Genomic DNA, 26389 nt, shown 5'->3' on the forward strand with positions numbered 1-26389 from the left:
GAGTCGTTCCATAACTTCTCACGAAGCGCATTATTTGCAGTAATAGTAGCCGTTGCTTGGACCTGCAAAATTTCGGAGGAAGTCTTGCCGTCATAGCCTACTAGAATGTGTATATGGATTGTCCTTTAGCTCGTCCACTTTATCCGTCTTTTTGTTCGTCGCAAGGTTAATGGTCAATCCATCGTGGAACAAGGCCATGTAACGCACTTTGGGCTTGCCGTTGTCTACTGTAGCAAAGGAGCATATCTGGTTAGCATGCAGTACCTTCTCGATCTGTTCTTCCAGCTGCTTATTCTTGGTTTCAATCATGTGTTGCTCTCTCTCAAGTATCAATTGGCAGGTGTTTCAACTACCATAGATTACCCTGAAAAGACCTGATTAAATCATATTATCTGGGCTAAAAAAAAGCCCCACTCCCTATTCGCATGGGGAGCGAGGCTTCGATTATACGGCTGCCACTTGCTGCAGCGGCATAGTGTAGTAGCTAGCCGGCTGCTGCGCATCCGGCGGGAAGTGCACAACAAGCAGCTCTTTGCTGCTTTCGTCGATCTCTCCGCTCTGCAGATACGTCTGCAAAGCGAAAGGGAGCACCTCAAGCATCGCGTGCTTGTGGAGATCTTTTTCATTGATGCGGAGGCTCCGGAAGTCCCCGCTGACGAGCTCAGGCTGCTCAGCCAGAAGCCTCAGGTACGCGTTCTGCTCAGACTTCTCCAAGGTGAATTCCCACCAGATTTTACGCGGCTTATATTTATGGCCCAGGAAATAATCCAACTTCATCAAGCCTTCAATGACGTGCATGTTTTTCGTTTCACGATGTATCAGGAAGTCGCGCAAACGGGTAAACAGATCCTCGAGCTGATGCCCAATTTTCTGCCAACCACGGCCTTCCCAGAAATCGCCGAACTCTTGAAAGAAATCAAACGCAGAGGCGAATTCTTTGGCGATTAAATATTTGACCGTATGATCCATACGGTGCGCGTTCCAATATTTCTCCAACACATCCTCCACCCGTTTGATGCGAATCAAATCAGTGAACGGCAGAATGTCATTTCCGAGAATCTCATATGGCGCATGATCCATGTAGATGTAGCCGTATTTATGCGCGTCATTGCGCATACCTGTACCGCGCAGCATTTTCAGGAATCCGAGCTGCAGCTCTTCCGGACCTAGTTCAAAGACATCGTTAAACGTTTTGCGGAACGAGTTATAATCCTCTTCTGGCAAGCCGGCAATAAGATCGAGATGCTGATCGATTTTCAAGCTATTTTTCACCTTAGATACGGTACGACTCAGCTTGAAGAAGTTCTGCCTGCGCTGCACCAAATCATTCGTTGTGTCATTCGTAGATTGAACCCCGATCTCGAAGCGGAATGTACCCGGAGGGGCATTCTCTGCTAGGTAATCGAGTACCTCTGGGCGCATGATATCCGCAGTAATCTCAAATTGGAACACGGTGCCGCGATGGTTCGCAATGAGGAATTCAAAGATCTCCATCGCATAATCACGCTTAATATTAAATGTCCGATCCACGAACTTGATTAGCTTCGCGCCGGAGTCGATTAAGTACAGCAGGTCTGACTTGGTACGTTCCATATCAAAATACCGCACACCGACCTCAATACTCGACAAGCAGAATTGGCAGGAGAAAGGGCAGCCACGGCTCGTCTCAAAATACACAACACGATTAGCCAGACTCGGCACATCTTCTGCAAAACGGTGCGGTGACGGGATATCATCCAGTTTCAGCTTAGGTCTGCCCGGCATTAGTACGATTTCCTCACCTTTGCGATAAGCCAGTCCATAAACAAAATGATATTTGCGAGTCGTTGAAATTTCCGTCAGCAGTTGGTGAAAGGTCTCTTCCCCTTCGCCCATCACAATGAAATCGACCTCAGGAATGCGATTCATCCAGTACTCGGTATCATAGGAGACTTCAGGGCCGCCAAGCATGATCAGGAGATCTGGCCGAATCTTTTTGATCATTTTAATAATTGTTATCGTTTCTTCAATGTTCCAAATATAACAAGAAAAACCCAATACATCCGGGGCCTTTTGGTAAATGTCCGAAACGACGTTCATGACGGGGTCTTTAATCGTATATTCTGTAATTTCAACGTCAAAATCCTTCTCGCAGAACGCTTTCAGATAGCGTAAAGCCAAGGAGGTATGAATGAATTTAGCATTAAGTGTGGATACAAGTACTTTCATTATCAAAAAACCTCGTTCTGTTCTCGTTTATCGTACAATCTAATTCTACACGAAAACCGAGGAAATACAAAGGTAAGCCCTCCCAAAGAAGCTAAAGAACCATATCGTCATCCAACTGAGGATTCTCATAAGGGAACTGCAAATAGGAGGCTTCCTGAATCGCATTTTTCCAGCGTTCGGCATGGGAATACAGCTGATCTTCGACTTCTTGCATTCTTTGTTGCAATTCACCGGTATTTTCAGCGGGGCCACTGTACAAAGCCTTTTGCAGGGTGGTGCGCTCTTCGAACCATTGCGTTAACTGATATAAAAGCATAAGGAATTCCCACCTTTTCTCATACTTAGTGTTGCAGCATGTAAGTAGAAGTGTTCCCTTATTTGGAGGTGGGCATACAGATGTTGGCTTTTAAGCGCCCTTTCCGCCCCTATTCGGCGGGGAGGCTACTGGGCTTTCGCTGAGAAGCATTTTGCTACTTCAACACTGCTCCATCTCGTACAAGGACAGCTTGAAGCTCCGCAATATCAATTTTCGCAGGTTGAATTCCATGCTTAACTGCAAGTCCTGCTGCTGATCCGGCTGCTTGCCCTGTTGCCATACAGCTTGGAGTGAGACGCGTTGTCGCGAGTGCTTCGTGCGTCGTTGAGATACAGCGCCCTGCGGTCAGCAGGTTCTCGATTTTTTGCGGCAGCAGGCAGCGGTATGGGATGTCGTAAGCTCCGTCACCTTCGACCCAAGCAGCGGTCACACCTTTGCCGGATGGATCGTGAATGTCGATCGGGTAACCGCTGCGTGCGATAACATCTTCAAAATGGCGTCCTTGCACGACATCGGCAACCTGCAGCGCATACTGGCCATCAATACGGCGCGTTTCGCGGATACCGATTTGAGCGCCTACCGATGAAATCGAGGCTTTTTCAAAGCCTGGAAGATTATTTTTCATGAACTCTGCTACCATCAGCACCTGCTTACGACCTAGCTCCTCGGCCTCCGTCAAATCTTCTACATCGGTACCATCAAGCCCTTGTACACGCGTAGTGTTGACCAGTACTTCGTCGGCTTCAGGACCTGTGAAGAAGAGCACTTGATCTCGATTAATCGGCAGGTTCGCTTCCTTCCAGTGCTTGTAATAACCCAAAACACCAGACAAAGGCAGATCAGCAAGCTCATCAATCGGTGTCTTTTTATAAAATTCATCTGGATTGTCAATCATGTACTGTTTGACAACGGCCAAATCCACACCGCGCATCCGGAACTTCATCGTCATTGGTTGTGTGAGTTTATCTCCGTCACGCCCCTGCAAGCAAGGCGCCCCAGATAAATAAGCAAGATCCGCATCTCCTGTTGTATCGATAAATACTTTGCCCTTCACATCAATTCTACCCGACTTGGACGTTAGTTGTACGGACTGGATTCGGTTGTTTACGGTCTCTACATGATCAACAAAGCTATGGAATAGCAGCTTAACACCCGCTTCTTTCAACATATCAACAGCAAGCACTTTATAAATCTCAGGGTGGTATGGCGTAATTGTATTCACAAAGCCTACGGTGTCCCGAAGATGGCCGGGGGATGCATTCATTGCCATGAGGCGGTCGATGATCTCTTGCGCAAGTCCTTTAATGACTTGCTTGCCATCAGTAGTATGAAAGGTCATCCATGGATAAACAAGCGCAGCGGTTGACATCCCGCCAATAAAACCGTATTTCTCTATTAAAACCGTCTTGGCCCCACTTCGTCCTGCCGCAATGGCCGCGTTCACACCAGCTGGACCTCCCCCTACAACGACGATATCTGCTTCTATGATTTTGTTCATCTGTACTCGCTCCCTTTTTTTATGTTATCTTACTTACTTGCTTTCTTCTTAGTGTAGTTTAAATTTAACCTTCTTTTTAGTTTAAATTTAGTTTAAAATTACAGTTCATTCATTTCATTGAAAAGGGGAATTCACCGACATATGCGCAAACGAATTACGCTTCACGATTTGGCCGCTGAGCTCGGTCTTACGATACAAACGGTGTCTAAAGCGCTGCGTGGACTCCCCGGCATGTCCGAACAAACACGAAGTGAAGTGTTCCGGCTGGCACGCGAGCTTGGCTATATGACCAAAGATCAGAAACAAACGCTGCAGCTGGATCATATTTCACCCTACCCTGTTGTAAAGCGCCGGTTTGTGCTGGTCCAAAATAAACAGTCTTTAAACTTCAATCGACTATTACTGCAAGGACTGCACGAAAGATTCATGGAATTCGGCCACACGGTACAGCCTCTCCTCATCCCTCCACAGCTAAAGCCCTCACAATTTGAAGCATGGGCGGATGAGCAAGAGCTGATGTATGCGGAAGGTGTGTTCATAGCACCGCGGATGAATTTGGATCTTCTGGAGCTGAAATTGTTGGAGCTTCCGCTCCCTCGCATTCTGCTGAACTTCCCACCACCGGAAACTAAGGTGGACAGTGTGATCTGGGATGTATACGAGGCTGTTTTCCAAGCGGTTCGAAGACTTGTGCGAATGGGGCATCGGAAGATTATGTACGTCGGAGATGCGTTGGATCAACGTGGCTTCGTTATCCGGTGGCAGGCCTTTCGCGAGGCGATGAAAGAAGCCGGGTTTTCGGTGGATCCGCAAGAACATGCAACGGAGCGAGACGGCACAGATCGATGGCTGCAGAATTTCGGAGTGCTCTATAGGACGCATAAGCCCACGGCCGTTATTTGCGGTATCGATGAGGAAGCTGCGCCTGTGTATCACACGCTGCGCCGCCTAGGGGTTGCTGTTCCGCAGCAATGCTCGTTAGTCGCACTGCTCAATGAACAAAGTGACACGCTTCCCCTGTGCTCGCGCCCGCAGCTGCCGATTCGAGAAACCGGCTATCGCGCAGCGGATCGGATGCTTTGGCGAATTGCGAATCCTCATTTACCGTTTGAACATGTGCGGTTACAGGGAGACTTTTTCGCGGGAAGCACGATTCAGAAGCTGGCGGGACAGGTAGCAGATAAGTAAATTCCCGTGACATGTACCATGTAAGTCGCGCGCTATATAGGATCTTCCCTCATAGCGTTTCTTTTGCTTTTGCGAACGTGGTATATTGTAAGGTGAATGATCTGACCGGAAGGTAAGCGATCGCAATAGGAGGTCTTTTGTATGCAAAAGAAGCAAGGTAAGTTTCAAAGTCCAAACAAAAACCAGAACCAGAATCCCAAATTCAAGCAAAATAAGAGTCAGAGCCAGAATCCTACTCCGTCTAAAGGTAACCAAGAGATGAGCACTCGCCAGTACACCGTCAAGGAGTCCTCTGAGCTTCTGCCTTTTTTAATAGAAAAGCTTTCGAGCTTGGGCCGAAATTCGGTTAAAGCCATACTTGCCCGTGGACAAGTCGCCGTAAATGGAAAAGCCGTAACAGCTTACAATTATCCATTGCAGCCAGAGCAAACGGTGACCATTAACAAGGATAAAATCGTCGAAGATATCCCGCTTGCTGGCATGACGATTTTGCATGAAGATGAAGATGTGATTGTCATTCAAAAGGATGCCGGGCTATTATCGATCGCTACAAATACGAAAGAAAATGAGATTACAGCCTATCGGCAGCTCACGGCACATGTTCGGAACCACGATCCGAAGGCTCGGATTTTCGTTGTACATAGACTGGATCGAGATACATCCGGCGTGATGATGTTTGCCAAAAACGAGGAGGCTCAGCAGCACCTACAGAACACTTGGCAGGAGAGTGTCAAAGAACGCACGTACGTTGCCCTGGTTGAAGGTATGGTGAAGAAGCCTGAAGGGACCATTTCCTCATGGCTCAAAGAGCATACGAAGTCGCTTAAAATGTTTTCGACACCGTATCCAAATGATGGACAGCACGCAGTTACTCATTTTAAAACGTTACAAGCGAACCGGAGCTTTTCACTGTTAGAGGTAAATCTCGAAACCGGCCGCAAAAATCAAATCCGCGTTCATATGCAGGACATCGGCCACCCCGTTGTTGGCGATAAGAAATACGGTTCAAAAACGAAGGAAATCGGCCGCCTTGGACTGCATGCGCGTGTGCTTGCATTTTTGCATCCGACAACGGGTCAGCTACTGCGATTTGAGACGCATATTCCGAAGCTGTTTTTGAATCCGTTTAAAGAGTTACCTGCGAAGAAATAAATGGCTTGGGGAGCGATAAGAGATGCAAATCGTTGTGCTTGATGGCTACACACTAAATCCTGGTGATCTGAACTGGAGCGGATTAGATTCCCTTGGTGAGCTTGTTGTCTATGATCGAACTGCTGAATCGCAGATCGTTGAGCGCGCTGCTCACGCGGAGATTGTGCTGACGAATAAAACGCCGCTTTCCGCTCAAATGCTTCAGCAGCTGCCCAAGCTTCGCTATATCGGCGTACTTGCGACCGGGTACAATATCGTTGATATTCAAGCTGCAAAGGAGAATGGCATTATTGTCACTAACGTTCCTGCTTACAGCTCGCATTCTGTTGCTCAACTGGTCTTTGCTTTGTTATTGGAGTTTTGCCATCGGGTGCAGCAGCATAGTGACAGCGTGCTTAATGGGGATTGGTCTGGGTCTATTGATTTCTGCTACAGCCGATCTACGCTCGTGGAGTTAAGCGGTCAAACCATGGGACTGATTGGCTTAGGGCAAATCGGCAAACAAACCGCGTTGATCGCACAGGCGATGGGGATGAAAGTTATCGCGACTGGCAGCGGAAGAAATGTCCCTCAACCTGTTGAGGGTATCGAGTGGGTGCTGCTCGACGAGCTGCTGCAGCGCTCTGATGTCATTAGTCTCCACTGTCCGTTGACACCGGCAACGAATCAACTGATAGATGCTAAACGGATAGCTCAGATGAAACCGACGGCTATTTTAATTAATACAGCACGAGGCAGCCTTCTCAATGAGGAGGATGTCGCTCATGCGCTCAACGAAGGCAGATTGGCAGGAGCCGGTCTCGATGTGCTGACCGTAGAACCGCCTCGGCCAGACAATCCCTTGCTGCATGCGAAAAATGTGATCATTACCCCGCATATCGCGTGGGCAACAAGAGAAGCACGAGCTAGACTGATGAACACGGCGATTGGTAATGTACGTGCTTATCTAGATGGGCGTCCGGTGAATGTGGTTGGGTAGCTACGAAGACTTGAATAGGTAATCCAACCAGCTGATCTAGCCTGCTCTCTTGCCCCGCAGACATGAACGAAATCAGCCATAGGGACGAAAAAACCACCATGATAGGGTTCGCTCCCTAAACGGTGGTCTTCTCTATGTACAAAACCATGCGGGCTGCGGGTATGCATAGCCTCGTTATTTAGACCGCTTAAGTGTTCGCGCACTTAAGCGGTTTTTTGTTGTTATTTCAACAATGCTGCATAATCCATCTGCGGCACAAGCCCTTCCTCTGCTGCCCGCTGGAGCAAGGTCAAGACGGCGCCATAGCCGCTCTCACCCAGATCAGCGGTAAACTCATTCACATACAGGTCGATGTGCGCCCCTGCGACCTGAGGGTCCATCTCCTGCGCGTGCTCCATGACGTAGTCGCGCGATGCTTCCGGATGCGCCCACGCGTATTCGACCGAGGCGCGGGCCCAGCCCGCAAGCGCCTCAAGATCCATGGAGCGCCGCGCAATGATGGCGCCCAGCGGGATCGGCAGGTTGGTGTCCGACTCCCACCAACTGCCCAGATCTGTGAGAAGCGCTAACCCGTACGACGGGTAAGTGAAGCGCGCTTCATGAATGACAAGGCCGGCATCGATGAGGCCGTCCCGCACGGCGGGCATGATCTCGTGGAACGGCATGACCACGATTTCGCCAACGCCGCCCGGAACGTTCTGTGCCGCCCAGAGGCGGAACAGTAAGTACGCGGTCGAGCGCTCGCTCGGCACAGCGACCCGGCGGCCGCTGAGCATGGCCGGGTCTGGCACTGTTCCCGCTGTTCCCGTTTTCCCCGCTGCTCCAGCTATGCCGCTGTGCTTCATCAGCACCAGCGGTCCGCAACCTCTGCCCAAGGCGCCGCCGCAAGGCAGCAGAGCATAGTCCTTCAGCACCCAAGGCAGTGCTGCGTAAGAAATCTTGAGGACATCCGGCCCGCTGCCTTCAGCAGCTAGCTTGTTCGTAATGTCGATGTCAGCATATAAGACATCCAGCTCGGGGGCACCTGGGATTAACCCATGCGCCCAAGCATGGAAAACAAATGTATCATTTGGACAAGGTGAATACGCAATCTTCATATTAAAGCACCTCCGCTAGGACTGAACTTGCTGCTTCTAAAGCCTTAAAGGCATCACCGATACGCCAAGCGTCTCGGTCACGAGGACCAACCGCATTGGAGATCGCGCGGATCTCCAGCACAGGCACGCCGCGCTGCTGCGCAGCTGTCGCAATGCCGAAGCCTTCCATGGCTTCGGCAGCGGCTCCAGGCACGCGCGCAGCCAGCGCAGCTGCTGTTGCTGCCGTCCCGGTGGCTGTTGCCACCGTGAGTACTGGCGCCATTTGCGCCTGCAGACCAGCGGCTAACAACGCCGCTGTCAATCGCTCGGCCACATCCGCGGGAACACCAACGCGCGTCGAGCCGAAGCCAAGTTCATCCAAGCTGCTGAAGCCATCCAGCAGCTCCACGCCAAGGTCCGCGGCGATGATCTCGCTCGCCACAACAAGCGAGCCTATCTCCGCTTGACCTACAAATCCGCCGGCAATACCGGCGATTACAACCAAGTCATATTCAGCTTTCGCAAGCTCTATCGCTCCGTTCACTGCTGCCGCAGCAAGTCCAACGCCAGCTAGTGCAAATTCAAACCTGCTGTCATGGCCAAGGCCGCGCTGGACTGCATCTCTTTCAGGAGCTACAGCTGTCATTACAAGTACACGCATCGTTGTTCCAATCCCCTTTTATGATCAATAACCATTCTTATATACGATTATTTTACATGACCATGATCAAATAGGAAACTTTTCGAGGAATGCCCAACTTCTCGATCGATTCCATTGTGTTGACAATTTCATCTAATTTAATTATTATCTAATTAGATACTAGTCAAATTAGATACTCGTTTAAGGAGGTGCAACCGCCATGCAATTAGATAAAATCATTACCTATCACAAGGCTCTAGCCGATGCAACTCGAATTCGCATGCTCATTTTACTAGCCGATGGAGAGCTGAATGGTCAAGTACTTGCCGAGAAATTGGGTGTTACCCCAGCAACTATTACCCATCACGCAGCCAAGCTTCGCGAGGCCAGCCTCATCAATGAGCGTAGAGACAAGAACACCATTTACTTCACTTTAAATGAATATTTCATTCACAGTAATGCCGCCGCGACGGCTGATCTCATTTTCAAAAATAAGAAAGGAGGTACAGAATCTATGAAGGATGAAGATCGTAATCAGAATCTCAAGCAATCTGTCATTCGAAACTTTATAACCTTAGATGGCAAACTCAAGCATATCCCTGCTCAGCTCAAGAAAAAGCTTATCGTCCTAGAACATCTTGTAGAACAGCTTGAAAAAGGACGCACCTACACAGAGAAGGAACTGAATGCATTTATTAAGAACTACCACCCTGATTTCGCAACGATTCGACGAGAATTCATTATGCACCAGTTCATGTTTCGCGAGAACGAGATCTATGAACTCAATCCCGTGGAGATGTGGGCCAAATGGGAGAATTTATCCTAATTCAGATTGGATTCATAAAAAAAGGACGGTTCCCAGTCGATTACACGACCTAAGAACTCGTCCTTGCCTTCATATCCTTACCCTTTTAAAAGAAACGTATTACCATCCTCATCCTTAAATGTGGCAAAAGTTCCCCACTGCATCTTGGATAGTTCCCCTTCGAATTCAACGCCTTTGGACTTCATGTTCGCGTAGGTCGTCTGAATATCATCCGTAACAAAGACCACAGAAGGCTTAAGTTCGGCATAATTTGGCATCATGCTTTTCGGATAAATGACTAGTGCGGACTCCGCTCCTTGCGGCGCTACCTCTAACCAGAAAGAATTAGGACCCATTGGCGTTTCACGAACGACTTCAAATCCAACTTTTTCGGTCCAAAACGTTTTGGCCTTTTGCTGATCTTCCACATAAATGCCAACTGTTGCTATTTTCTGAATCATGAATGATTCCTCCCTGTTTGTGTTCGTTGATTTAACGCTTGTCTCAGTTGGAATCATAGCATTAATGTTTCTTATTCGTCTTGTAAAAATACGACATTCTTCGATTGCTTCCTTTGCTCGAAAGCACGCAGTATCCACTTTTTGTATTCAGCTGGTGTTATGCCTAGAGATTTCTTGAAATCTTTGGAGAAGTGCGCATAATCATAGTAGCCATATTCCGTCATACAGGTATGCATAAGCGGCTGGGGCAATGATTCATGTTCCGGCCGCTTTTCGTCATTCAACCCTGTTTTAGATAACAAAATAATACCCATTAAAAAAGCCAATCGTCACGAAAACCTGTAGAATCATAAACAGCATCATATAGAAAATCCGGGCATTTTCCCACTTTTCGGTTAACCTCACTAAGTAGAAATAAAGCGGTATACTCACCATCATATAGCGTACGACGCTTACGAGAAATAAGGGTTGACTTGAAAATGGGATGACGATTAACAGCAAGCCATAAACGAAAAATAGCAGCTCGTGCTTATTTATCAGCAGCTTTTTTACATGGACTATCAAATAACTTAAGAAAACAAGTAACACAGCCGTCGATACGGTAAAAGCAATGAAGCCGTTATCCCAGCCATCAGGCGTGGAGAAGTAAGGCTTTTTCAAATAACCAAAATAATTGACAAACGGGGCGGTAGTATACCGGAACCAGTGCAAGCTCTGTTCATGGAAAGGTGCCAAGAAATCACCGGTGACGATTTTCATATGTAGGAGATAAATACCCATTGGGATAAGGGATAAAATGCTGTACAACGACCATTTCAGGTAACGCCAGGTCCATTTGAACCCTTCGTCCATAAACACGGTACCCATGACAAAAGCAAGGTTGATAAACCCAGGCACCCTTGTTACAGTGGATAAGCTAGCAGCTATAAAAGCGAGTGCATACTTTTTGCTGCCTGCATAATAGATGGAGGCTGCCGAGAGCAGCAGAAATAGACTCTCTGTATACGGTAGGGTATAGTAAAGCGACGATGGGTATATCACAATTAGTAATAGTACGGTTCCCGCCTGACGTTCACTGAGTCCCCGCTGCAAGGCAATAAAATAGATATAAATAAGAGCTCCAAGCAAACATAGATTCGAAACGATCATACCGACTATCGCAGGCTCGAACCAAAATATTTTACCAAGTAAGAAAATCAGCAGCGGGAATAATGGAAAGAAAACCCAATTTGCTGCTGTATGTGGTTCGTCCATCCGAAATTTATCATAACCTTGTGTCGCTATTTTTAAATAGGAATACGTGTCAAACTTGATAAAATCCTCTAATTTCAGCTTTTCCGTAGAAGCTAGTTCTCCAGGAAGCTTCAGCGTCCACTTGGACAAGGTACCTGGTACATTCTGCATATAAACCGGTACCTGAGAAGATTTACTGAACAAATTCATCCCGATATATCCAGTAAATAACAGGAGTGCACGAGAAATAATCACAAGCAAGACAATCGACAGTATCACATTGGCCTTCCCTCTTTTTGGCACTTTCTCTATCCGTTGTTCCATCCTCCATCTCTCCTATCCAAGCATCATTTATCTTTTCTGTAAATTTACCTGATTCCTCCTCTTTTACCAAGTTAAGGATTCGTAAAGAGCCTATTAATAAGGACGTTCATTTGTTAAAAATGTTTAATTTTCGTTAAAAATTAATATTTTACATACATTACGATATAATGAAAGCCATATATCATCCTTTAATCCCCTTTTCAGAATGGAGACGAGAATTGTGGTTTATCCCGTTTTGACCATTGTGGTCCCCTGCTATAACGAAGAAGAAGTACTTCCTGAAACGGTATTCCAACTTACTAATGTGTTACAAACTCTCATCTCTGATAAGCTAATTGCCACAACAAGCTCAGTACTGTTTGTCGATGATGGCAGCAAGGATGCAACTTGGACGCTTATTGAACGCTTCCACGCTTCCAGTCCCTTTATGACTGGGCTTAAGCTTGCGAAAAATGCCGGCCATCAAAGCGCTTTGCTTGCCGGGCTTATGAAAGCCAAGACCTATTCGGACTGCGTCGTTTCCATCGATGCTGATCTGCAAGATGATACGAATGTCATTCGCGAATTTATCGTCAAATTTCACGAAGGATACGATATCGTTTACGGGATCCGACAGGATCGCTCAGCGGATACGTTCTTCAAGAGAGCCACGGCCCAAGGCTTTTATAAGCTAATGACATCGCTTGGTGTGAAAATTCATTATAATCACGCAGATTTCCGCTTAATGAGCAAGCGTACTCTCGAAAATTTGGAGAAGTTTCAAGAGGTCAATTTATTTCTTCGCGGCATGGTGCCTTTGCTCGGCTTCCCATCCACTCAGGTCTATTACGACCGTAAAGAACGCTTTGCCGGAGAATCCAAATATCCGCTTCGCAAAATGCTCGCATTCGCCTTGGATGGCATCACGTCGTTCAGTGTAACTCCTATTCGCTTCGTCACCTTGATGGGTTTCCTCTTATTCGCGTTGAGTGTCGTTGCCGGTTTATACGCAATTGTAGGCAAAATCCTCGGAGCGAACGTTACCGGTTGGACATCGCTTATTCTTTCGGTTTGGTTTATTGGGGGCGTTCAGCTTCTCGCTCTCGGCTTAATTGGTGAATACATAGGTAAAATATATAAAGAAGTGAAGCAGCGACCGCTTTTCGTCATTGAGAAAGATTTGACAGCCACTGGACAAGAACAGGAAACGGTCCATCCTCCATCCACTCAAGTAAGTTCCACACGGTGATCCTACGATGAACTGGATAAAAGCTTTGTTGACTAGCAGCTTCGCTCGCTTCTTACTTGTCGGACTGTTTAATACGTTGGTTGGCCTGTCAGCCAGCTTTGCTTTCTTTAATCTGCTGCACCTGAATTATTGGATATCCACTTTCGCAGGAAATACCCTAGGCGCTATAGTTAGCTACACGTTGAATCGTACATTTACGTTTCGTTCCAATGTCAGCGTCGGCAGCAGTTGGTGGAAATTTGCTGTTGTTATTTTGAGCTGTTATGGCGTCTCTTATGGCTTAAGTTGGCTTCTTGCAGAAGCAGCAAGCTCGGTCATGCCATCCGTACGGACAGATTGGCTGCACAATGCTGCCATTTTGATTGGGAATGGCTTGTATACGATTGGAAATTATTTGGGACATAAATATTTTACATTCCGTACTCATGGTATGGACAACCCCAGGGCATCCTAATCACCAAGAGGTGATGCCTAATGGCACGAAGAAGAAGCAACCGGGCCATCGTGCCCGGATCGGAACACGGCTTGGGACTTCTCAAGGCGCAGGTCATGAAGAATCAGGGGTATAATGTCAACCCAGAACGACCTGATCTCGTAAAATATGAAGTAGCCCGAACGCTTGGCGTCCCCCTTCAACAGGGCTACAACGGGCAGCTTAGCTCGGAAGACGCGGGCAAGGTCGGCGGTCCGATTGGTGGGGCCATGGTGCGTGAGCTTGTGCGCATGGCGCAGCAGCAGCTCGCGAATCAGCGGCCACCGCAGCGATAGGTTCATGACAGACAGCCATATTCCGCCGCTGGTGAACATAAACTAGTAGCAAGCTGCTCGCAGCGCTACTTTCTATGTAGAAGTCAGGTGATGATGGCCGATGAATCCCCCAGGCAACCGAACGCCTAAGCCCGATTGGAAAGGGCTGTCGGCGCAAGCTGGCGATGTGCTGGGCCCCGAATTCTGGCAGGACATTGCCAGTATCATCCCGCTAACCGGGCCAAGAGTCGATATGTATGAGACACCACAGGAACTCGTTGTTGTGGCTGAAGTTCCCGGATTGTCTTCGCCCGAGCAGATTCAGCTTTCTTTCCGTGACCAATCGCTGCTTATGCGTGGGATGCTCGTTCGGCCCTACCAAGTACTCGATGAGCAAATGCGGTTGTCCGAGCGATTTTTTGGTGCATTCGAGAGAGTTTTCCGCCTACCCGGTAACGCTATGACCGACCAAATGCGGGCGCAGTATCACAACGGTTTACTCATCATTCGAATCCCGCTTGCTCCTCCGGATGGAGAGAAGGTTATCCCTATACAGTTCACGTAATGAACCAACTCTGGAGTAGCCGTTTGATAAATGACTCCGCAATCCTTCAAAGTTAAGCCACATTCATCAAGGTTGATGGTGAACGAACCAAATAAAGATTACCTTCTAACCGGCCTTTTTGGCCGATTGGTTGGTAATCTTTTTCATATCCAAAAATGAATCTTTACCAAAAAGAGAAATGAATCTCCCTTTGTCCCCATATAAATAAAAGAGATCGTTCGGAAATGCAGGATTGGAGGGATTATTATGGTACGCATACAATTTCAATCTATTCATATTGATGGAATCGCAGAAACATCCAGTGTGAATAAGGGCTCGAATCGGATCATCGGAAGGCGCCATTCCTTGAAGGTTAATCAGGGGCTAGGGGAGATAAGCGGGGAGCAAAATGTTATTATGGGTGGCAAGCATGTTGTCCAAGATGGCGACACCTTTGATGTTAAACCATCTATACGAAAGAGCTGAGATTGCCCATGTGGTTTCAAAAAAAGAAGAAATCGTCCCCACTCAAAACGCAGCCAACGACAACAACATCAACGGCTAAAGCTAAAGTGTCACCCCCAGCTAGTTCTGGAATTCGTTCTGAAGCTAGATCGGAATTTAAAACTGGAGCCATGTCTCCCATTCACGACCAACATGTTCAGCAATTAGAACGGCGTCTACGTAAATTGGAAGAAGAATTAGCTGATCTTACTGCCAAACACCCGAAGATACATATAGATACCCTGCATATCCACCAACCTGTCTTAGAAAACTTAACCTTTCGGCTGGATCAACTCGATATCAAGGAACTGAGCGGTTCTTTGAATTTAGGTAACAATTTCGGTGCCAAGCCAAGTGAGAAAAGTGTACCCGTTGATGAAGCTTTTAAACGTGCTCATGTGTCAAAAGAAAGCAAGGCCGCCGGCTCTCGTACAACTGGTGAAGGTGTAGACGTTGATTCTCAAGCTGCTGCCGCATCCAAAACAGAGCGAACCTCTACCGGTTATAAATACACACCACCACATTCCAAATCGTAAAGAGGTGATATAAGGTGTCCTCCTTCATGTCCCCAACGTTTATTATCGGCTCAATCCGCATCGGATCGGTAGAAAGCGCATCCTGCATCAATATGGGCAACAATTGGCCGACCGATTTTCAAAGCAATCAGAAAACGGTCCAAGGCTTTGGCGCTGTTGAAGGCGACAACAATCAGCTAGTTGGAACTCGTTCGATGCTCAACGACTCTGATTTCCTTGATATGCTCAATATCGGCGATAACGAAACGCCCGAATGGCTGCATGACATGATTGCCAATCAGGCTCAGACTTCCGGCTTTACCCCTGCTCCCACCAACTCACAGGCTGAACAAACAACAAATGCTCCGCAAACTGCTGATTGAAGCAGCTGCGGAGCATGCTTTTTTATACACGGCCAATGATCAAGTCCCCTTTGGTATAAGGCGCATCGATGATGTCATTATCGTAAACCGTATTGATATTATAAAGCACGTAATTATGGTCACCGTTTATTTCTCCAAGGCCATTGTTCCCTTTCCCACTTGTAGACCAATTCACTTGTGTATTGGTGCCAATAAAAATACCGGATCCATCGGTTATGGAATTCACATGGATAGCATCAAATTCAATGAGCGGCGGCTCTTGTGGACACGGTAATTTCAGCATGGCTTTCACCCACCATTCAACTAGGCTTGGTTATTGACAGCTGGTTTAAAATCCTGATCATTAATCGGCGAGTCGATAAAGTCGTTGTCATAGATGAAATTAACGATATTGGCGGAGACGGAATTGCCGATAAATTCACCGGTTCCGTAATTGTTTTTGCTGTGAGAATCCCAGCTGGATTGCGCATTCTCACCGATCCCGATGGTTGCATTCGTATTTTGATTATTAATATTAATCATGTTAAAAACGATGGAACTCGGCACACTGCTCACTCCCTATACTTGGCTAACTTCCAGCTTCTTCTGCCCAGCTTGAGGGACTTTGGCCGGAGACTTGTATGTTAGCCTATTCATCCAGAGCCGAAATGGTACCAAAAAAAAAAGGCCCTTTCCCTAATTGGGAAAGAGTCCTCCTTTACCAGAAGAATCCTGGACCACCGAAGCCGCCGCCATAGAAGTTACCGCCATATGGGTAACCACCAAAGCCACCGCCATAGCCAAATCCACCACCATAAGCATAAGGTGCTGTACCAATCGCTAACAGATCAAACAAAACCAAAGGAATAATGGCTTTTACTTGAACCTTTTTGCCGTTTTGTGGAGCAACAATCAATGTGTTACCGCTGATCCGCACCAATTTACCAGTTACTTGAGTTCCGTCTTTCTTAAGAGCCACGATATTTTTCCCGACCAATTTCCGAACGTCGTCTTTACGAATTTTGGATGCCACGAACGTCCACCTCCTTCAGCTACCAGAGATACATTGCTCTACAGTGTACGGCTGTGTAGGTAACATCGCTTGGATAGCTGTCCATTCTTCGGTAAAAATACGCGGTTGTCCCCGCTCCGTTCAACGCAAAAAAATGCCGTATCTCCAGCCTTAAGGCCAAGAATACGACAATTTTTTTGATAAAAAAATGCTTATGCTTTACGAATCTTACCGAGCTCTGTGGTAATCGCATCGATTTCGCTAATGCTGAAATTATTTTTGCTGACGACCAAATCGTATAAGTCCTTCAAGTCCTCGTATACTTCCTGCTTGACGTTCGAGGCTTTAATCGACCCACCGGTAGCCATGCGCAGCTTTCTCTTAATTTCTTCAAACATAAATTCCACGTTTTCTTCCGACCAATTGTTCAAATCCATGTGAACTGTTCATCCTTCCTTGCTTCTCTTTTCATTATTCTAAAGCACAGGCTGGTTAATGTAAAATACAAGCTTGTCGCTAACAAAAAAAAAGGGAAGAAAGACCCTCGTCTCACTTCCTTGATTCCTTCTATATGACAATCGATTTTGGTAGATTCGGGCTAACCATTTTAACAAGCGGACGCTGCAGTTCATAGGAATCCAAATCCAAGCTAACACAGATGAGACGGATATGCTCTTCAGCCAGTTTTCGCGCATCCTCATAGGATTGTTTGAACTGAATGCAGTAGGAGATGAGGCCATGTAAGGACATAAACAAATTCCACGGAAGTGTAAACTTCCTGCTCTCGGCTCCCGGTTGATCGGCCATTACTTTACGGATAACAATAGCAAACATTTCCAAGGATTGTGCTTGCTCGGTACGCGAATATTGCTGCAGTTCTGGCTCGTTAATCATGAACATCATTTCGTAATGATGCGGATTATTCAAACCAAACCTAACGAACTCCATCATCAGCTTTTGAAGCAGATTCACGCTAAACCCTTGCTCACGAACTATCATTTCCCGCTGACGCTGTACTAATTCGGAGAAATCTTCCTTAATTAACGCATAAAACAGTTCAGCTTTCTCGTTAAAATGGTAATATAGCGCACCATGGCTGTACCCCATTGCTTTAGCGATGCTGCGCATCGTTAAAGCGCGATAGCCGAAAGTAGCGAATAATTCCCGCGCTTCTGCAAGTATTCGTTCTCTGCTAAGCTCTTGCGCGACTGCTTTCCTAGCCATTCCTATCCCTCCGCATCCTTAGCTTCTATGAAATTAGTTGTGCCTCTCAAAGTCCCGAGCCTGCCTATTCCGGCAAGCTATTATGCACCATGTATTCGTTCTCTCCTGCGATAACAACGCTTTGACCTTGTGTAAAATCTGTTGCCCAGTTGATAAAAGCTTCCGCTGCAGCTGCCAAAGGATAACAGGCTACAGTCACTTTATCCGTAAACTGAATATCCCCTAGGAGCATCCCCTGACTTCTCAGCTCGTTCTCGAGTTTGCCATACCACGTATAATCCACCTCAATCAGCACTTGCTGATGATTGACTTTATAAATTGGCTGTCCTGCTTCAATACCTACCACGGCTCCATCCGTATAAGCCCGAATGAGTCCGCCCGCGCCAAGCATGATGCCGCCGAAATAACGGGTAACGACGATAACGATATTCTTAAGTCCTTGATGCTTAATCACTTCCAGAATCGGCTTTCCTGCTGTACCACTCGGTTCCCCATCATCAGATTGCTTCTGAATCTGATCCCTTTCTCCGATGACATAGGCGCTGCAGTTATGTGTGGCCGACCTGTGTTCCTTCTTGATAGCTTCAATAAATAGGATAGCTTCTTCTTCAGACTCTACCGGTTTGGCATGACCGATGAAACGCGACTTCTTGATGATGATTTCCGACGATCCGTGCGATTGGATAGTTTTGAAATGTGCTAGCATAGCCGACCTTTCTTGGTAGAAGGAAACATCTGTTTCATTATATTCTACACACATCCTTTGACTTCGACAATATAGAAAGAAAATTTACCACATAAATAATGGTAATTATTCAATGGAAAAAACGACCAATCCGATAGGATTGATCGTTTCTCTGCTTGGCATTCATGAATTAATTCTGCAAGCGTGCTTCCAACTCGGCTTTTTCCTTCTCATAACCCGGTTTGCCTAAGAGGGCAAACATATTCTTTTTATACGCTTCAACGCCTGGTTGGTCAAAAGGATTTACACCCATCAGATAACCACTGATACCGCATGCTTTTTCGAAGAAATACACCATATATCCGAAGGAGTAAGGCGTCATATCCGGAAGCGTTACGATCAGGTTCGGTACGTTACCGTCCGTGTGAGCAAGCATCGTGCCTTGGAAAGCTTTCTTATTCACGAAATCCATCGTTTTCCCGCTAAGGAAGTTGAGTCCGTCCAAATCATCGGGATCTGTGCCAATTGTAATATGGTCAGCCACTTGATCAACTTGAATGACCGTTTCAAACAGAATCCGGTTGCCATCTTGAACGAACTGACCCATGGAGTGCAAATCCGTCGAAAAGTCTACCGATGCTGGATAAATACCTTTGTAATCTTTTCCTTCACTTTCACCAAACAGCTGCTTCCACCATTCCGAAACGAAATGCAGGGAAGGCTCGTAGTTGACGAGAATTTCGATCGTTTTCCCTTTACGGTACAGTGAATTTCGAACAGCAGCGTATTGATAAGCTTGATTTTCACTCAGCTTCGGATTGGAGAACTCATGCTGCGCATCTGCCGCGCCTTTCATAATCGCTTCCACATCAATGCCCGCTGTCGCGATTGGCAATAAACCTACAGCTGTTAATACCGAATATCGTCCGCCTACATCATCTGGAATGACAAAGGTTTCGTAACCTTCTGCTGTAGCGAGTGTTTTGAGCGCACCCTTCTCTTGATCCGTTGTAGCATAAATACGTTTGCGCGCAGCTTCTTTACCATATTTCTTCTCTAACAACTCACGGAAAATACGGAAAGCAATCGCCGGCTCTGTTGTCGTACCGGACTTCGAGATCACGTTCACAGAGAAATCTTTGCCTTCAAGCAGTTGAAGCAAATGCGTAACATATGTAGAGCTGATGTTATTTCCTACGAAATAAATCTCAGGTGTCTTACGTTTATCTTTTGGCAAAATATTATAGAAAGAATGAGACAACATCTCTAGCGCCGCGCGTGCGCCTAAATAGGAACCACCAATACCGATTACAACAAGCGCCTCGGAGTCGGATTGAATTTGTTTAGCGGAAGCCTGAATACGAGCAAATTCCTCACGATTATAATTCTCAGGAAGATCAACCCATCCTAAATAATCGGAACCTGCACCCGTTTTGTTATGCAGCTGTTCATGTGCTAGCTCTACTTGAGCCGCCAAATAATCAACCTCATGCTGGGATAAAAAGGATAGTGCTTTACTGTAATCAAATTGTAGTTTCTTACTCACTATGCTCGCCTCCATCTCTATTTTTTTCCTTTTCCTAGCATACTTATTTGCCTGTCCAAAAGCAAGTAAGCGATCATATATTGAATGACATTCAATGAGTGATCGCTTAAGTGGAGAGACTTTGGTCTCCGACCAAAGATCCCTATAAAAAAATTCACAGGTTATAATTACCATGATAAAATGAATCTAGAGGTGAAGGATCATGAAACGTATCGGCTTTATTGGACTTGGCACTATGGGCAAACCCATGGCAGCTAACCTTATTCAAAAAGGTTTTAATGGTAACTGTATATAATCGAACTGCTGAAAAAGCGGACGAGCTGGCCCATCTTGGTGCTGAGGTGGGTTTGACCCCTGCTGAAGTAACTCGCAGTTCGGATGTTCTGATTACAATGCTTAGCAATGATGCATCACTATTAGAAACATTCTACAGTGAGCAGGGCATTCTAAGTGGCGTTCATCCGGCACTCACGATTATAGACTCCAGTACCGTTTCCCCGCAAACAAGTCAAAAGCTGGCTGAGGAACTCGCAGCGCATTTCGTTGACTTCCTCGACGCGCCTGTCACTGGCAGTAAACCTGCTGCCGAAGCAGGAACGCTTACTTTCATGGTCGGCGGCAACCAAGAAGTGTTCGACGAGCAGCACGATGTATTCCTCGCACTTGGCACTAAAGCACTTTACCTCGGGCCGAGCGGCTCCGGCTCTTACGCGAAGCTTGCCCACAACACGATGGTGGGCATTAATTTAGCCGGCTTAGCCGAAGGTTTATCCATAGCGGTTAAGGCAGGGGTGAAGCCTGCTCAATTTTTAGAGATTGTTCGCTCCGGCGGAGCGAACAGCAAGATGGTGGAGCTGAAAGGCGATAAGATTATCGATCGCGATTTCAGCAATCAATTCTCTCTGAAGCTGATGCTGAAGGATTTGCAGCTTGCACAGGAGATTACGGGCAAGTTCCAGCTGCCGACGCCTATGCTGCAGTCAGCTACCAACTTATTCCAAATCGGCCTAAGTAAAGGCCTAGGTGAGGAAGATTTGAGCTCCGTCATTCAGTGTTATGAAGAATGGATGGGGCAGCAGGTTGTCAGACATAGCGAGCCTGTCGTTGCTGCAGAGGAACCGGCATCCCCGCTTTCTGGCCGTGAACGCCGCCGGAACACGCGCGTGAAGCTGGACATCAGCCTGAAGCTATCCATTTACCAATGGGAGCAGGAGGGTTCCTTCTCCGGCCAAAACATCGACGGCACCCTCTTCGACTTGTCCGAGAGCGGACTGCAGATTACATCTGCCGCCCCGCTTGCGCCGGACATGTTCATCGTCATCCACTTCCCGCAGGAAGCGGAGCTGCCGCCAATCACCGCTCGCGTGATTCGCATCGAGCCTGACGGCCGCAACTTCCGTTATGGCTGCATGCTCTCCGCCTTGCCGCCTTATGTGCGGATCAAGTTGGAGCAGTACATTGAGGATCATATTGCGTATGCTATGTAGGGCATATTAATTTACATAAAACGACGCGTGAAGAACATGCCGTCTTTCCCTTTTGGGAGAGGCGGTAGTTTTTATTTCCAGGGAGGTTGGCTAATGGATTTTCTTAGAGAACACGAAAATTTTGTTAGATACCATGAAGATCGACGGACAGGAGAGCGACTGCGCCGGTTAAAGGAGGGACATGGTTTTGCTGAAAAACAATTTATGCAGCAAATCTGGTGACCGCTCATTGGGCATTTTCGCCATCTTCATCCGGAATATGAAGTCAGGGATTTTCAGGACAACACCAGATTTGTCGACTTTGTATATCTCCGTCCGCCACATCGGATTTGTTTCGAGATCGACGGTTACGGTCCGCATGCTCGAGATGTTGACCGCTCTCGTTTCGGGGATAACCTGATGCGGCAGAATCAGTTGGTTTTGGACGAATGGAAGGTTTTTCGGTTCTCACTCGATGATATCACCCAGCATCCACGACGTTGTCAACAAGTCGTCCTCAACATCATGGCGCGATGGTATGGCGATCAAACTCAACTTATATCACTCACACATCGAGAAAAAGAAATCGCCCGGTTGGCAGCAAGTACCATAGATCCGCTTAAACCGAATATAGTAGCTGACCATCTTGGCATTCGAGTTGAGCACGCACGAAAGTGGCTTCACAGCCTGCACAGGAAAGGGATAGTAAAGCCGGCCAGTGGGGAACAGAGAATTCGCTCTTACATTCTGGATCCAAAGGGAAGAAACTTGTTTGTTTAGGCTTATATAGAGGCAGTGATGGCCAAAATAGCTCGTACCTCAAAATAGAAGCCTTTAGAGGCTTCTATTTATGCCAATCCATGGGTTTAAGTTGAAAATAGAAGCTTCTAGAGACTTCTATTTGTTAAAAAAGATGCACCAAGTTGGAATATCTGTGCAAATAAGAGTCTTTGGAGGCTTCTATTTACCTTAAGTTCAGAGTAAATGCCTAAATAAGAGTCCCTAGAGACTCTTATTTAGGTTCGAGCTGAAGAATTACTAGCGTTACGCCGACAGCCTGATGATTTTCGGATCGTTGTTGAGAAATCAGCAGCTTACTGTTGTCCAGATGCTTTCCGAAGCTCATCAGCCAAACGGTGAAACTCCACTCTAGCGTCTACATCCTCTGTGCTTATCAAAGCAGTGGATAAGAAGTTAATAATCTTATTCTCATCATCAGAACTCATCATATTCCCCCTTTCCTTCTCTATCTGATCACATCGAGTTAGCTCGCTCCCTTCAATTATCCGAATCAGCTTGTCCGCATACTGCGGATCTGTTGCATATCCTGCGCGCTGCAGCTCCTGACTAGCACACCTGTAGTCACTTTCAAGTAACACATTCGCGTATCTGGGATTGTGAGCAAGCAACAGCGAATGATCACGAACACTATCGGACCAGCTGTCGTATACTCGAAAGCCATCTACAATTTGCATCCACTTGCCATTTATGAACTCCTGCGTAACTAGCTGCTGCCCGCTCCCTTTGATTCCAAACAAATTGTTACCAGGAGCTGAGCGACCCCAGCCACTTTCCAAAATAGCCTGAGCGATCGTGACACTAGCTAAAATACCAAACTCCCGTATATCCGCTTGTACCGCTGGAGCTAATTGATCAATAAAGCTTTCTTTGCTCATAACCCTTCCTCCTTGCCTCGCAGCACTTGAATCATCTGCTTCAAAAAGCTTGGCAGTGGCAGCCCTAATCGTCCGTAATTTTCAGTAATGGAAATAAACTCATTCGCCAAGTAAAAATAAATCGCTCCTGTCATCATCAGATCTGTATCCATCAGAATATCCATGCGATGAGCTAGCATAATCACGAGCAACATCAGCCCTTTGCGGGTAAGCCCCCAATAGCCGACTTGGCTATTAAGGCCACGCTGCTCCCTCATCGAGGCGGCAATGCCAGTTACATAATCGACTAGTATCGCCATGAGAAATAGGCTAAGTAGCTCGTTCCACCCACCGAAGGCATAGGTTGCGAACCCGCCGAACATGGCAGAAATCAGGTTAAAACCGATTTGGTTCATTCGTTTTTGCTCCTTTCTGTTGAGATTGGTTGGGGGAGGCTGTCGGGATTTTTGGCTTCTTGACAATCTTTCGAACCCACTCACCATGTTATGAATGCGATATTTTCCGTACTGATAGTTCGCCTTCACTGGCTTAGCCATCACTCTATTGATGCCTGTTTCGATTAACCTTAATTATGAATTTATGTTGCTGTCTGAACGCCAGCGATGAGAGGTAACGTGCCTTGTGGAGCTGCAGCGGCGACCGTTACAGTAACGGTCAAAATCCCCGTGGACAAATCCCCTGAGCGCATCGTTGCGCTGGAATTAATCACCGTTAACCACCTGCCTCCAACGCCTCCCATTGGCAATTTAGCTTGTTCAGCTAGTTCCAGCAGTAATAATTGTACGGCCAACTGATACTCATTTGCTGACCTCGCAGCAATCTGCCCAACGAATTGTTTTGTAAGCTGGCTAGTACCTCTTAACGCTGACGAACTCAGTACGCTCAAACAATGCCATGAGACGCTAGGTCGACACGTACCGTTGAATCCACGGTATACGCGCCACTGCGAGCCTAAAGCAGCTTCCGTAAATACGGATATAGCTTTCAGCCAAGTTTCTAGTACAGGCTTTACTTGCCGAAGGATCAGGACAGATTTTATGAGGCATCTGCCTGCAGCATCCTTGTCCTGCATAGCAGGCAACGCAGTAATTTGCACCGTGTAGGATTGCCCGTCCACCTTGATGACACCGTCATCAGGATCGAGCAGCTTCTTAATAGCGCTCCAAATACGATCCTGCGCCCCCGCCGGCGTTGTGCTTCTCACGTTCAAACTCAGCTTGCGCCAGCTATCCGGCGCGTCCAGCTTGAACTCTGCGCTGCCACCAACGTGGCTGAGCCAGATGGCCTCATTGGGGGTCTGTGGAACACCGTCCACGAACATGTCTCTCCCGAGTGCTCCCATACTTTTGCATTGAAGATATAGCGCTAGTTGAATTGCCATGTTAATCATTCGCTTCTCTCACCTCCTTTCTGTGTAAAACATCGTTACAGCACACCATCTGTTTCCGCCTCTTTGTCTCATCTGTAAGCATGTTTTACATCGTCTCAGTGACATTCTCACCGCTGAGGCCCTCTGTAACGATCCAAAACATCGTTACAGCACTTCACTCCAACCGTTCTCCCTTACCACAAAGTGTTAACAATCGAGTGTTTGTGTCGAATGTTTTGAAATTCAAAACATTTTTTTCTTTTCAAAACAGTCACTGCCTAAATGACCCTACTATCACTCGTTTCACTCCTTCCATTCGTCCCGTAAGCAGCCCTCACATATCTGCTGGATCTGGACATTATCACTTGCGTCCTGTTCAGCCTAATCACCTCCCTCACTACTCTACACAACGATCTTACCACGGTGCCAATCTAACGAACTGCCAACAGGCGGCCAACTTACGGTCATACTGCCCTAGCCGGTTATATGTCTTTTATATAACTGTACCTCCTATCGCCCAAACGTCATACAAACATTGCTCCTTAAGAAAGAATCACCTCTAGCCGCAGCATGTAAGCCAGCTTAGCTATCGCCTTAGCCTTCACCCGGCGGTACGTGCGCTCACTCAAATTCAGCTCATGGAACAGTAAGAAATCGAACAACTTGTCCCTTTGTAAATAACGTTTGTTGATCATTTCCTGTTCAAGTTCATCAAGCAGCAACAACGCCTGCTCTACCTCAGCGCATAAAACAACCAGTTGTTCCTCTGTATCTACCAGGTACACAGCTGCCTGCTCCTCCACCTTGAATACCTGATTCGAGTCCGAAATCGCTCCCCTCTCTCTCCGCACATACCCGATCAACCGGTACATACGAACCGTTTCGAGCACATCTTCCACCCGCTTGCGCGTTGCCCGCCGATCAATTTGTTCTTGCTCTATGTGTAAAATACGTTCCACCATCTGTTATCATCTCCTAAAAGTTAGTGTTTTGAAATTCTAAACAAATCATAGCCTTTTTTGTTTTAAAATTCAACACAAATGTTTTTAAATTCTAAACAATTTTATTTGTTCCTCTTGTTTTTTATATCCACAACCATTTACAATAGGGAAAGGTGATGAAGCGATGAAAGATATGGTGCAATTTGGCATTCGAATTCGGGATCTGCGCAAGATGAACCATTTCTCACTTAGAGAGCTGGGGGAACGATCCGGTGTCAGTTATTCATTTATAAACTCCATAGAAAATAACCGCTTCAATCCATCCAGAGAAACGGTTATCGCCTTAGCCGATGCACTTACCAGCTCGGAGAAGGATGAACTTCTACTGCTTGCCGGGTTTGCTCCGACAGAAGAAGAGGCCCTCGAAAGCCCCTCTGACCCGATCCAAGCTACAGAAATCGATGACCCCGAGGTTAGCTTATTTTTTAAAGATTTCCAGAATGCTCCTAAAGAAAAGCGAGACGAAATGCTCCGCTTCTGGAACTTCATCAAAGAGCAGCAGATGACCCGCAAACCAGATAGCCAGCAGTAACAGTGGCTTAAGCGCCATCTTGATAAACTTATTACAATAAAGCCAAGCCCAAACGGGCTTTTCTTTACCCTAAATAAACGAACATACATTCCTATAGC

The 26389-nt window shown here is 46.8% G+C and carries 35 protein-coding genes and 1 pseudogene; 16 read left to right on the forward strand and 20 right to left on the reverse strand.

Annotation, left to right across the window (positions count from 1 at the left end; genetic code table 11):
- Window positions 1–90: 90 nt before the first annotated feature.
- From QFZ78_RS17750 to QFZ78_RS17765, 4 genes are all read right to left on the reverse strand, one after another.
- Window positions 91–309 carry a pyridoxamine 5'-phosphate oxidase family protein gene (locus QFZ78_RS17750; RefSeq protein ID WP_307549521.1) on the reverse strand — a complete coding sequence of 73 codons (219 nt, stop codon included), beginning with the start codon at window positions 307–309 and terminating at the stop codon, window positions 91–93.
- Between the two features lie 135 nt (window positions 310–444).
- The gene (locus QFZ78_RS17755; RefSeq protein WP_307549524.1) at window positions 445–2208 is read right to left on the reverse strand and encodes a B12-binding domain-containing radical SAM protein; all 1764 of its coding nucleotides are present in this window, start codon (window positions 2206–2208) and stop codon (window positions 445–447) included.
- Between the two features lie 91 nt (window positions 2209–2299).
- Window positions 2300–2524, reverse strand: coding sequence for a hypothetical protein (locus QFZ78_RS17760; RefSeq protein ID WP_307549526.1), 225 nt, complete (start codon window positions 2522–2524; stop codon window positions 2300–2302).
- A 154-nt stretch (window positions 2525–2678) separates the two neighbouring features.
- A complete protein-coding gene (locus QFZ78_RS17765) occupies window positions 2679–4022 on the reverse strand; it encodes an FAD-dependent oxidoreductase (protein WP_307549528.1) in 1344 nt (447 codons plus the stop codon).
- A gap of 141 nt (window positions 4023–4163) precedes the next feature.
- Here QFZ78_RS17765 and QFZ78_RS17770 point away from each other — a divergent pair, with 141 nt between their 5' ends.
- The 3 genes from QFZ78_RS17770 to QFZ78_RS17780 all read left to right on the forward strand — a co-directional run bounded on the left by QFZ78_RS17770 (window position 4164) and on the right by QFZ78_RS17780 (window position 7341).
- Window positions 4164–5210, forward strand: coding sequence for a LacI family DNA-binding transcriptional regulator (locus QFZ78_RS17770; protein WP_307549530.1), 1047 nt, complete (start codon window positions 4164–4166; stop codon window positions 5208–5210).
- A gap of 141 nt (window positions 5211–5351) precedes the next feature.
- Entirely contained in the window at window positions 5352–6362 is a 1011-nt protein-coding gene (locus tag QFZ78_RS17775; protein ID WP_373459989.1) for an RluA family pseudouridine synthase, read from the forward strand.
- A gap of 22 nt (window positions 6363–6384) precedes the next feature.
- Window positions 6385–7341, forward strand: coding sequence for a D-2-hydroxyacid dehydrogenase (locus QFZ78_RS17780; RefSeq protein WP_307549532.1), 957 nt, complete (start codon window positions 6385–6387; stop codon window positions 7339–7341).
- A 221-nt stretch (window positions 7342–7562) separates the two neighbouring features.
- On the opposite strand, the gene QFZ78_RS17785 is transcribed toward QFZ78_RS17780, so the two are convergent.
- Window positions 7563–8438, reverse strand: a complete 876-nt coding sequence (locus tag QFZ78_RS17785; RefSeq protein WP_307549533.1) for a 1,4-dihydroxy-6-naphtoate synthase — start codon at window positions 8436–8438, stop codon at window positions 7563–7565.
- A gap of 1 nt (window position 8439) precedes the next feature.
- The gene (locus tag QFZ78_RS17790; protein WP_307549535.1) at window positions 8440–9078 is read right to left on the reverse strand and encodes a futalosine hydrolase; all 639 of its coding nucleotides are present in this window, start codon (window positions 9076–9078) and stop codon (window positions 8440–8442) included.
- Between the two features lie 199 nt (window positions 9079–9277).
- Between QFZ78_RS17790 and QFZ78_RS17795 the strand changes: the two genes are divergently transcribed.
- The gene (locus QFZ78_RS17795; RefSeq protein ID WP_307549537.1) at window positions 9278–9883 is read left to right on the forward strand and encodes a DUF2087 domain-containing protein; all 606 of its coding nucleotides are present in this window, start codon (window positions 9278–9280) and stop codon (window positions 9881–9883) included.
- A 77-nt stretch (window positions 9884–9960) separates the two neighbouring features.
- Here the strand turns inward: QFZ78_RS17795 and QFZ78_RS17800 are convergent, their stop codons facing one another.
- The 3 genes from QFZ78_RS17800 to QFZ78_RS17810 all read right to left on the reverse strand — a co-directional run bounded on the left by QFZ78_RS17800 (window position 9961) and on the right by QFZ78_RS17810 (window position 11880).
- Window positions 9961–10323 (reverse strand): VOC family protein, encoded by a 363-nt coding sequence (locus tag QFZ78_RS17800; RefSeq protein ID WP_307549539.1) that lies wholly within the window; start codon window positions 10321–10323, stop codon window positions 9961–9963.
- A gap of 71 nt (window positions 10324–10394) precedes the next feature.
- Window positions 10395–10625, reverse strand: a complete 231-nt coding sequence (locus tag QFZ78_RS17805; RefSeq protein WP_307549542.1) for a helix-turn-helix domain-containing protein — start codon at window positions 10623–10625, stop codon at window positions 10395–10397.
- Window positions 10615–11880: a mannosyltransferase family protein gene (locus QFZ78_RS17810; RefSeq protein WP_307549543.1), complete on the reverse strand. Its 1266-nt coding sequence runs from the start codon at window positions 11878–11880 to the stop codon at window positions 10615–10617. Before QFZ78_RS17810 ends, QFZ78_RS17805 begins: the two co-directional genes overlap by 11 nt.
- A gap of 205 nt (window positions 11881–12085) precedes the next feature.
- On the opposite strand from QFZ78_RS17810, the gene QFZ78_RS17815 reads away from it, so the two are divergent.
- The 7 genes from QFZ78_RS17815 (at window position 12086) to QFZ78_RS17845 (ending at window position 15801) form a co-directional block, all read left to right on the forward strand.
- A complete protein-coding gene (locus QFZ78_RS17815) occupies window positions 12086–13108 on the forward strand; it encodes a glycosyltransferase family 2 protein (protein WP_307549545.1) in 1023 nt (340 codons plus the stop codon).
- Window positions 13109–13115: 7 nt separating this feature from the next.
- A complete protein-coding gene (locus QFZ78_RS17820) occupies window positions 13116–13562 on the forward strand; it encodes a GtrA family protein (protein ID WP_307549547.1) in 447 nt (148 codons plus the stop codon).
- Between the two features lie 20 nt (window positions 13563–13582).
- The gene (locus QFZ78_RS17825) at window positions 13583–13876 is read left to right on the forward strand and encodes an alpha/beta-type small acid-soluble spore protein (RefSeq protein ID WP_029199178.1); all 294 of its coding nucleotides are present in this window, start codon (window positions 13583–13585) and stop codon (window positions 13874–13876) included.
- 100 nt (window positions 13877–13976) lie between these two features.
- The gene (locus QFZ78_RS17830) at window positions 13977–14420 is read left to right on the forward strand and encodes an Hsp20/alpha crystallin family protein (RefSeq protein WP_307549549.1); all 444 of its coding nucleotides are present in this window, start codon (window positions 13977–13979) and stop codon (window positions 14418–14420) included.
- A 246-nt stretch (window positions 14421–14666) separates the two neighbouring features.
- Window positions 14667–14885: a hypothetical protein gene (locus QFZ78_RS17835; protein WP_307549550.1), complete on the forward strand. Its 219-nt coding sequence runs from the start codon at window positions 14667–14669 to the stop codon at window positions 14883–14885.
- 8 nt (window positions 14886–14893) lie between these two features.
- A complete protein-coding gene (locus QFZ78_RS17840) occupies window positions 14894–15439 on the forward strand; it encodes a hypothetical protein (RefSeq protein ID WP_307549551.1) in 546 nt (181 codons plus the stop codon).
- 26 nt (window positions 15440–15465) lie between these two features.
- Window positions 15466–15801, forward strand: a complete 336-nt coding sequence (locus QFZ78_RS17845) for a hypothetical protein (RefSeq protein WP_307549552.1) — start codon at window positions 15466–15468, stop codon at window positions 15799–15801.
- A 22-nt stretch (window positions 15802–15823) separates the two neighbouring features.
- Here the strand turns inward: QFZ78_RS17845 and QFZ78_RS17850 are convergent, their stop codons facing one another.
- From QFZ78_RS17850 to QFZ78_RS17880, 7 genes are all read right to left on the reverse strand, one after another.
- Window positions 15824–16084, reverse strand: a complete 261-nt coding sequence (locus QFZ78_RS17850) for a hypothetical protein (protein WP_307549554.1) — start codon at window positions 16082–16084, stop codon at window positions 15824–15826.
- Window positions 16085–16104: 20 nt separating this feature from the next.
- A complete protein-coding gene (locus tag QFZ78_RS17855; protein WP_307549555.1) occupies window positions 16105–16347 on the reverse strand; it encodes a spore germination protein in 243 nt (80 codons plus the stop codon).
- Between the two features lie 151 nt (window positions 16348–16498).
- Complete coding sequence (locus tag QFZ78_RS17860; protein WP_307549556.1) at window positions 16499–16813, reverse strand: hypothetical protein; 315 nt, start codon at window positions 16811–16813, stop codon at window positions 16499–16501.
- A 191-nt stretch (window positions 16814–17004) separates the two neighbouring features.
- Window positions 17005–17229: a DUF1128 domain-containing protein gene (locus tag QFZ78_RS17865; RefSeq protein WP_307549558.1), complete on the reverse strand. Its 225-nt coding sequence runs from the start codon at window positions 17227–17229 to the stop codon at window positions 17005–17007.
- A 130-nt stretch (window positions 17230–17359) separates the two neighbouring features.
- Window positions 17360–18016 carry a TetR/AcrR family transcriptional regulator gene (locus QFZ78_RS17870; RefSeq protein ID WP_307549560.1) on the reverse strand — a complete coding sequence of 219 codons (657 nt, stop codon included), beginning with the start codon at window positions 18014–18016 and terminating at the stop codon, window positions 17360–17362.
- A 64-nt stretch (window positions 18017–18080) separates the two neighbouring features.
- On the reverse strand, window positions 18081–18722 hold the full coding sequence (locus tag QFZ78_RS17875) for a YigZ family protein (protein ID WP_307549561.1): 642 nt from the start codon (window positions 18720–18722) through the stop codon (window positions 18081–18083).
- Between the two features lie 169 nt (window positions 18723–18891).
- Entirely contained in the window at window positions 18892–20247 is a 1356-nt protein-coding gene (locus QFZ78_RS17880; protein WP_057305052.1) for a glucose-6-phosphate isomerase, read from the reverse strand.
- A 202-nt stretch (window positions 20248–20449) separates the two neighbouring features.
- Between QFZ78_RS17880 and QFZ78_RS17885 the strand changes: the two are divergent.
- From QFZ78_RS17885 to QFZ78_RS17900, 4 genes and pseudogenes are all read left to right on the forward strand, one after another.
- Window positions 20450–21329, forward strand: a pseudogene (locus QFZ78_RS17885) (NAD(P)-dependent oxidoreductase); the annotation flags it as partial.
- Window positions 21315–21734: a PilZ domain-containing protein gene (locus QFZ78_RS17890; protein ID WP_307555765.1), complete on the forward strand. Its 420-nt coding sequence runs from the start codon at window positions 21315–21317 to the stop codon at window positions 21732–21734. The pseudogene QFZ78_RS17885 and the gene QFZ78_RS17890, both read left to right, overlap by 15 nt.
- A gap of 187 nt (window positions 21735–21921) precedes the next feature.
- On the forward strand, window positions 21922–22134 hold the full coding sequence (locus tag QFZ78_RS17895) for a hypothetical protein (protein ID WP_307549563.1): 213 nt from the start codon (window positions 21922–21924) through the stop codon (window positions 22132–22134).
- Window positions 22134–22493: a hypothetical protein gene (locus QFZ78_RS17900; RefSeq protein ID WP_307549565.1), complete on the forward strand. Its 360-nt coding sequence runs from the start codon at window positions 22134–22136 to the stop codon at window positions 22491–22493. Before QFZ78_RS17895 ends, QFZ78_RS17900 begins: the two co-directional genes overlap by 1 nt.
- 314 nt (window positions 22494–22807) lie before the next feature.
- Here the strand turns inward: QFZ78_RS17900 and QFZ78_RS17905 are convergent, their stop codons facing one another.
- From QFZ78_RS17905 to QFZ78_RS17920, 4 genes are all read right to left on the reverse strand, one after another.
- Entirely contained in the window at window positions 22808–23389 is a 582-nt protein-coding gene (locus tag QFZ78_RS17905; RefSeq protein WP_307549567.1) for a glycoside hydrolase family 73 protein, read from the reverse strand.
- Window positions 23386–23784, reverse strand: a complete 399-nt coding sequence (locus QFZ78_RS17910; protein ID WP_307549569.1) for a phage holin family protein — start codon at window positions 23782–23784, stop codon at window positions 23386–23388. The genes QFZ78_RS17905 and QFZ78_RS17910 overlap by 4 nt, the downstream gene beginning before the upstream one ends.
- Window positions 23785–23966: 182 nt before the next feature.
- Window positions 23967–24779, reverse strand: a complete 813-nt coding sequence (locus QFZ78_RS17915) for a minor capsid protein (protein ID WP_307549570.1) — start codon at window positions 24777–24779, stop codon at window positions 23967–23969.
- Window positions 24780–25300: 521 nt separating this feature from the next.
- Window positions 25301–25720 carry an ArpU family phage packaging/lysis transcriptional regulator gene (locus QFZ78_RS17920; protein ID WP_307549572.1) on the reverse strand — a complete coding sequence of 140 codons (420 nt, stop codon included), beginning with the start codon at window positions 25718–25720 and terminating at the stop codon, window positions 25301–25303.
- A gap of 163 nt (window positions 25721–25883) precedes the next feature.
- Here QFZ78_RS17920 and QFZ78_RS17925 point away from each other — a divergent pair, with 163 nt between their 5' ends.
- Window positions 25884–26291: a helix-turn-helix transcriptional regulator gene (locus QFZ78_RS17925; protein ID WP_307549574.1), complete on the forward strand. Its 408-nt coding sequence runs from the start codon at window positions 25884–25886 to the stop codon at window positions 26289–26291.
- Window positions 26292–26389 lie beyond the last annotated feature (98 nt).

This window comes from Paenibacillus sp. V4I5 (assembly GCF_030817255.1).
Classification (GTDB): domain Bacteria; phylum Bacillota; class Bacilli; order Paenibacillales; family NBRC-103111; genus Paenibacillus_E.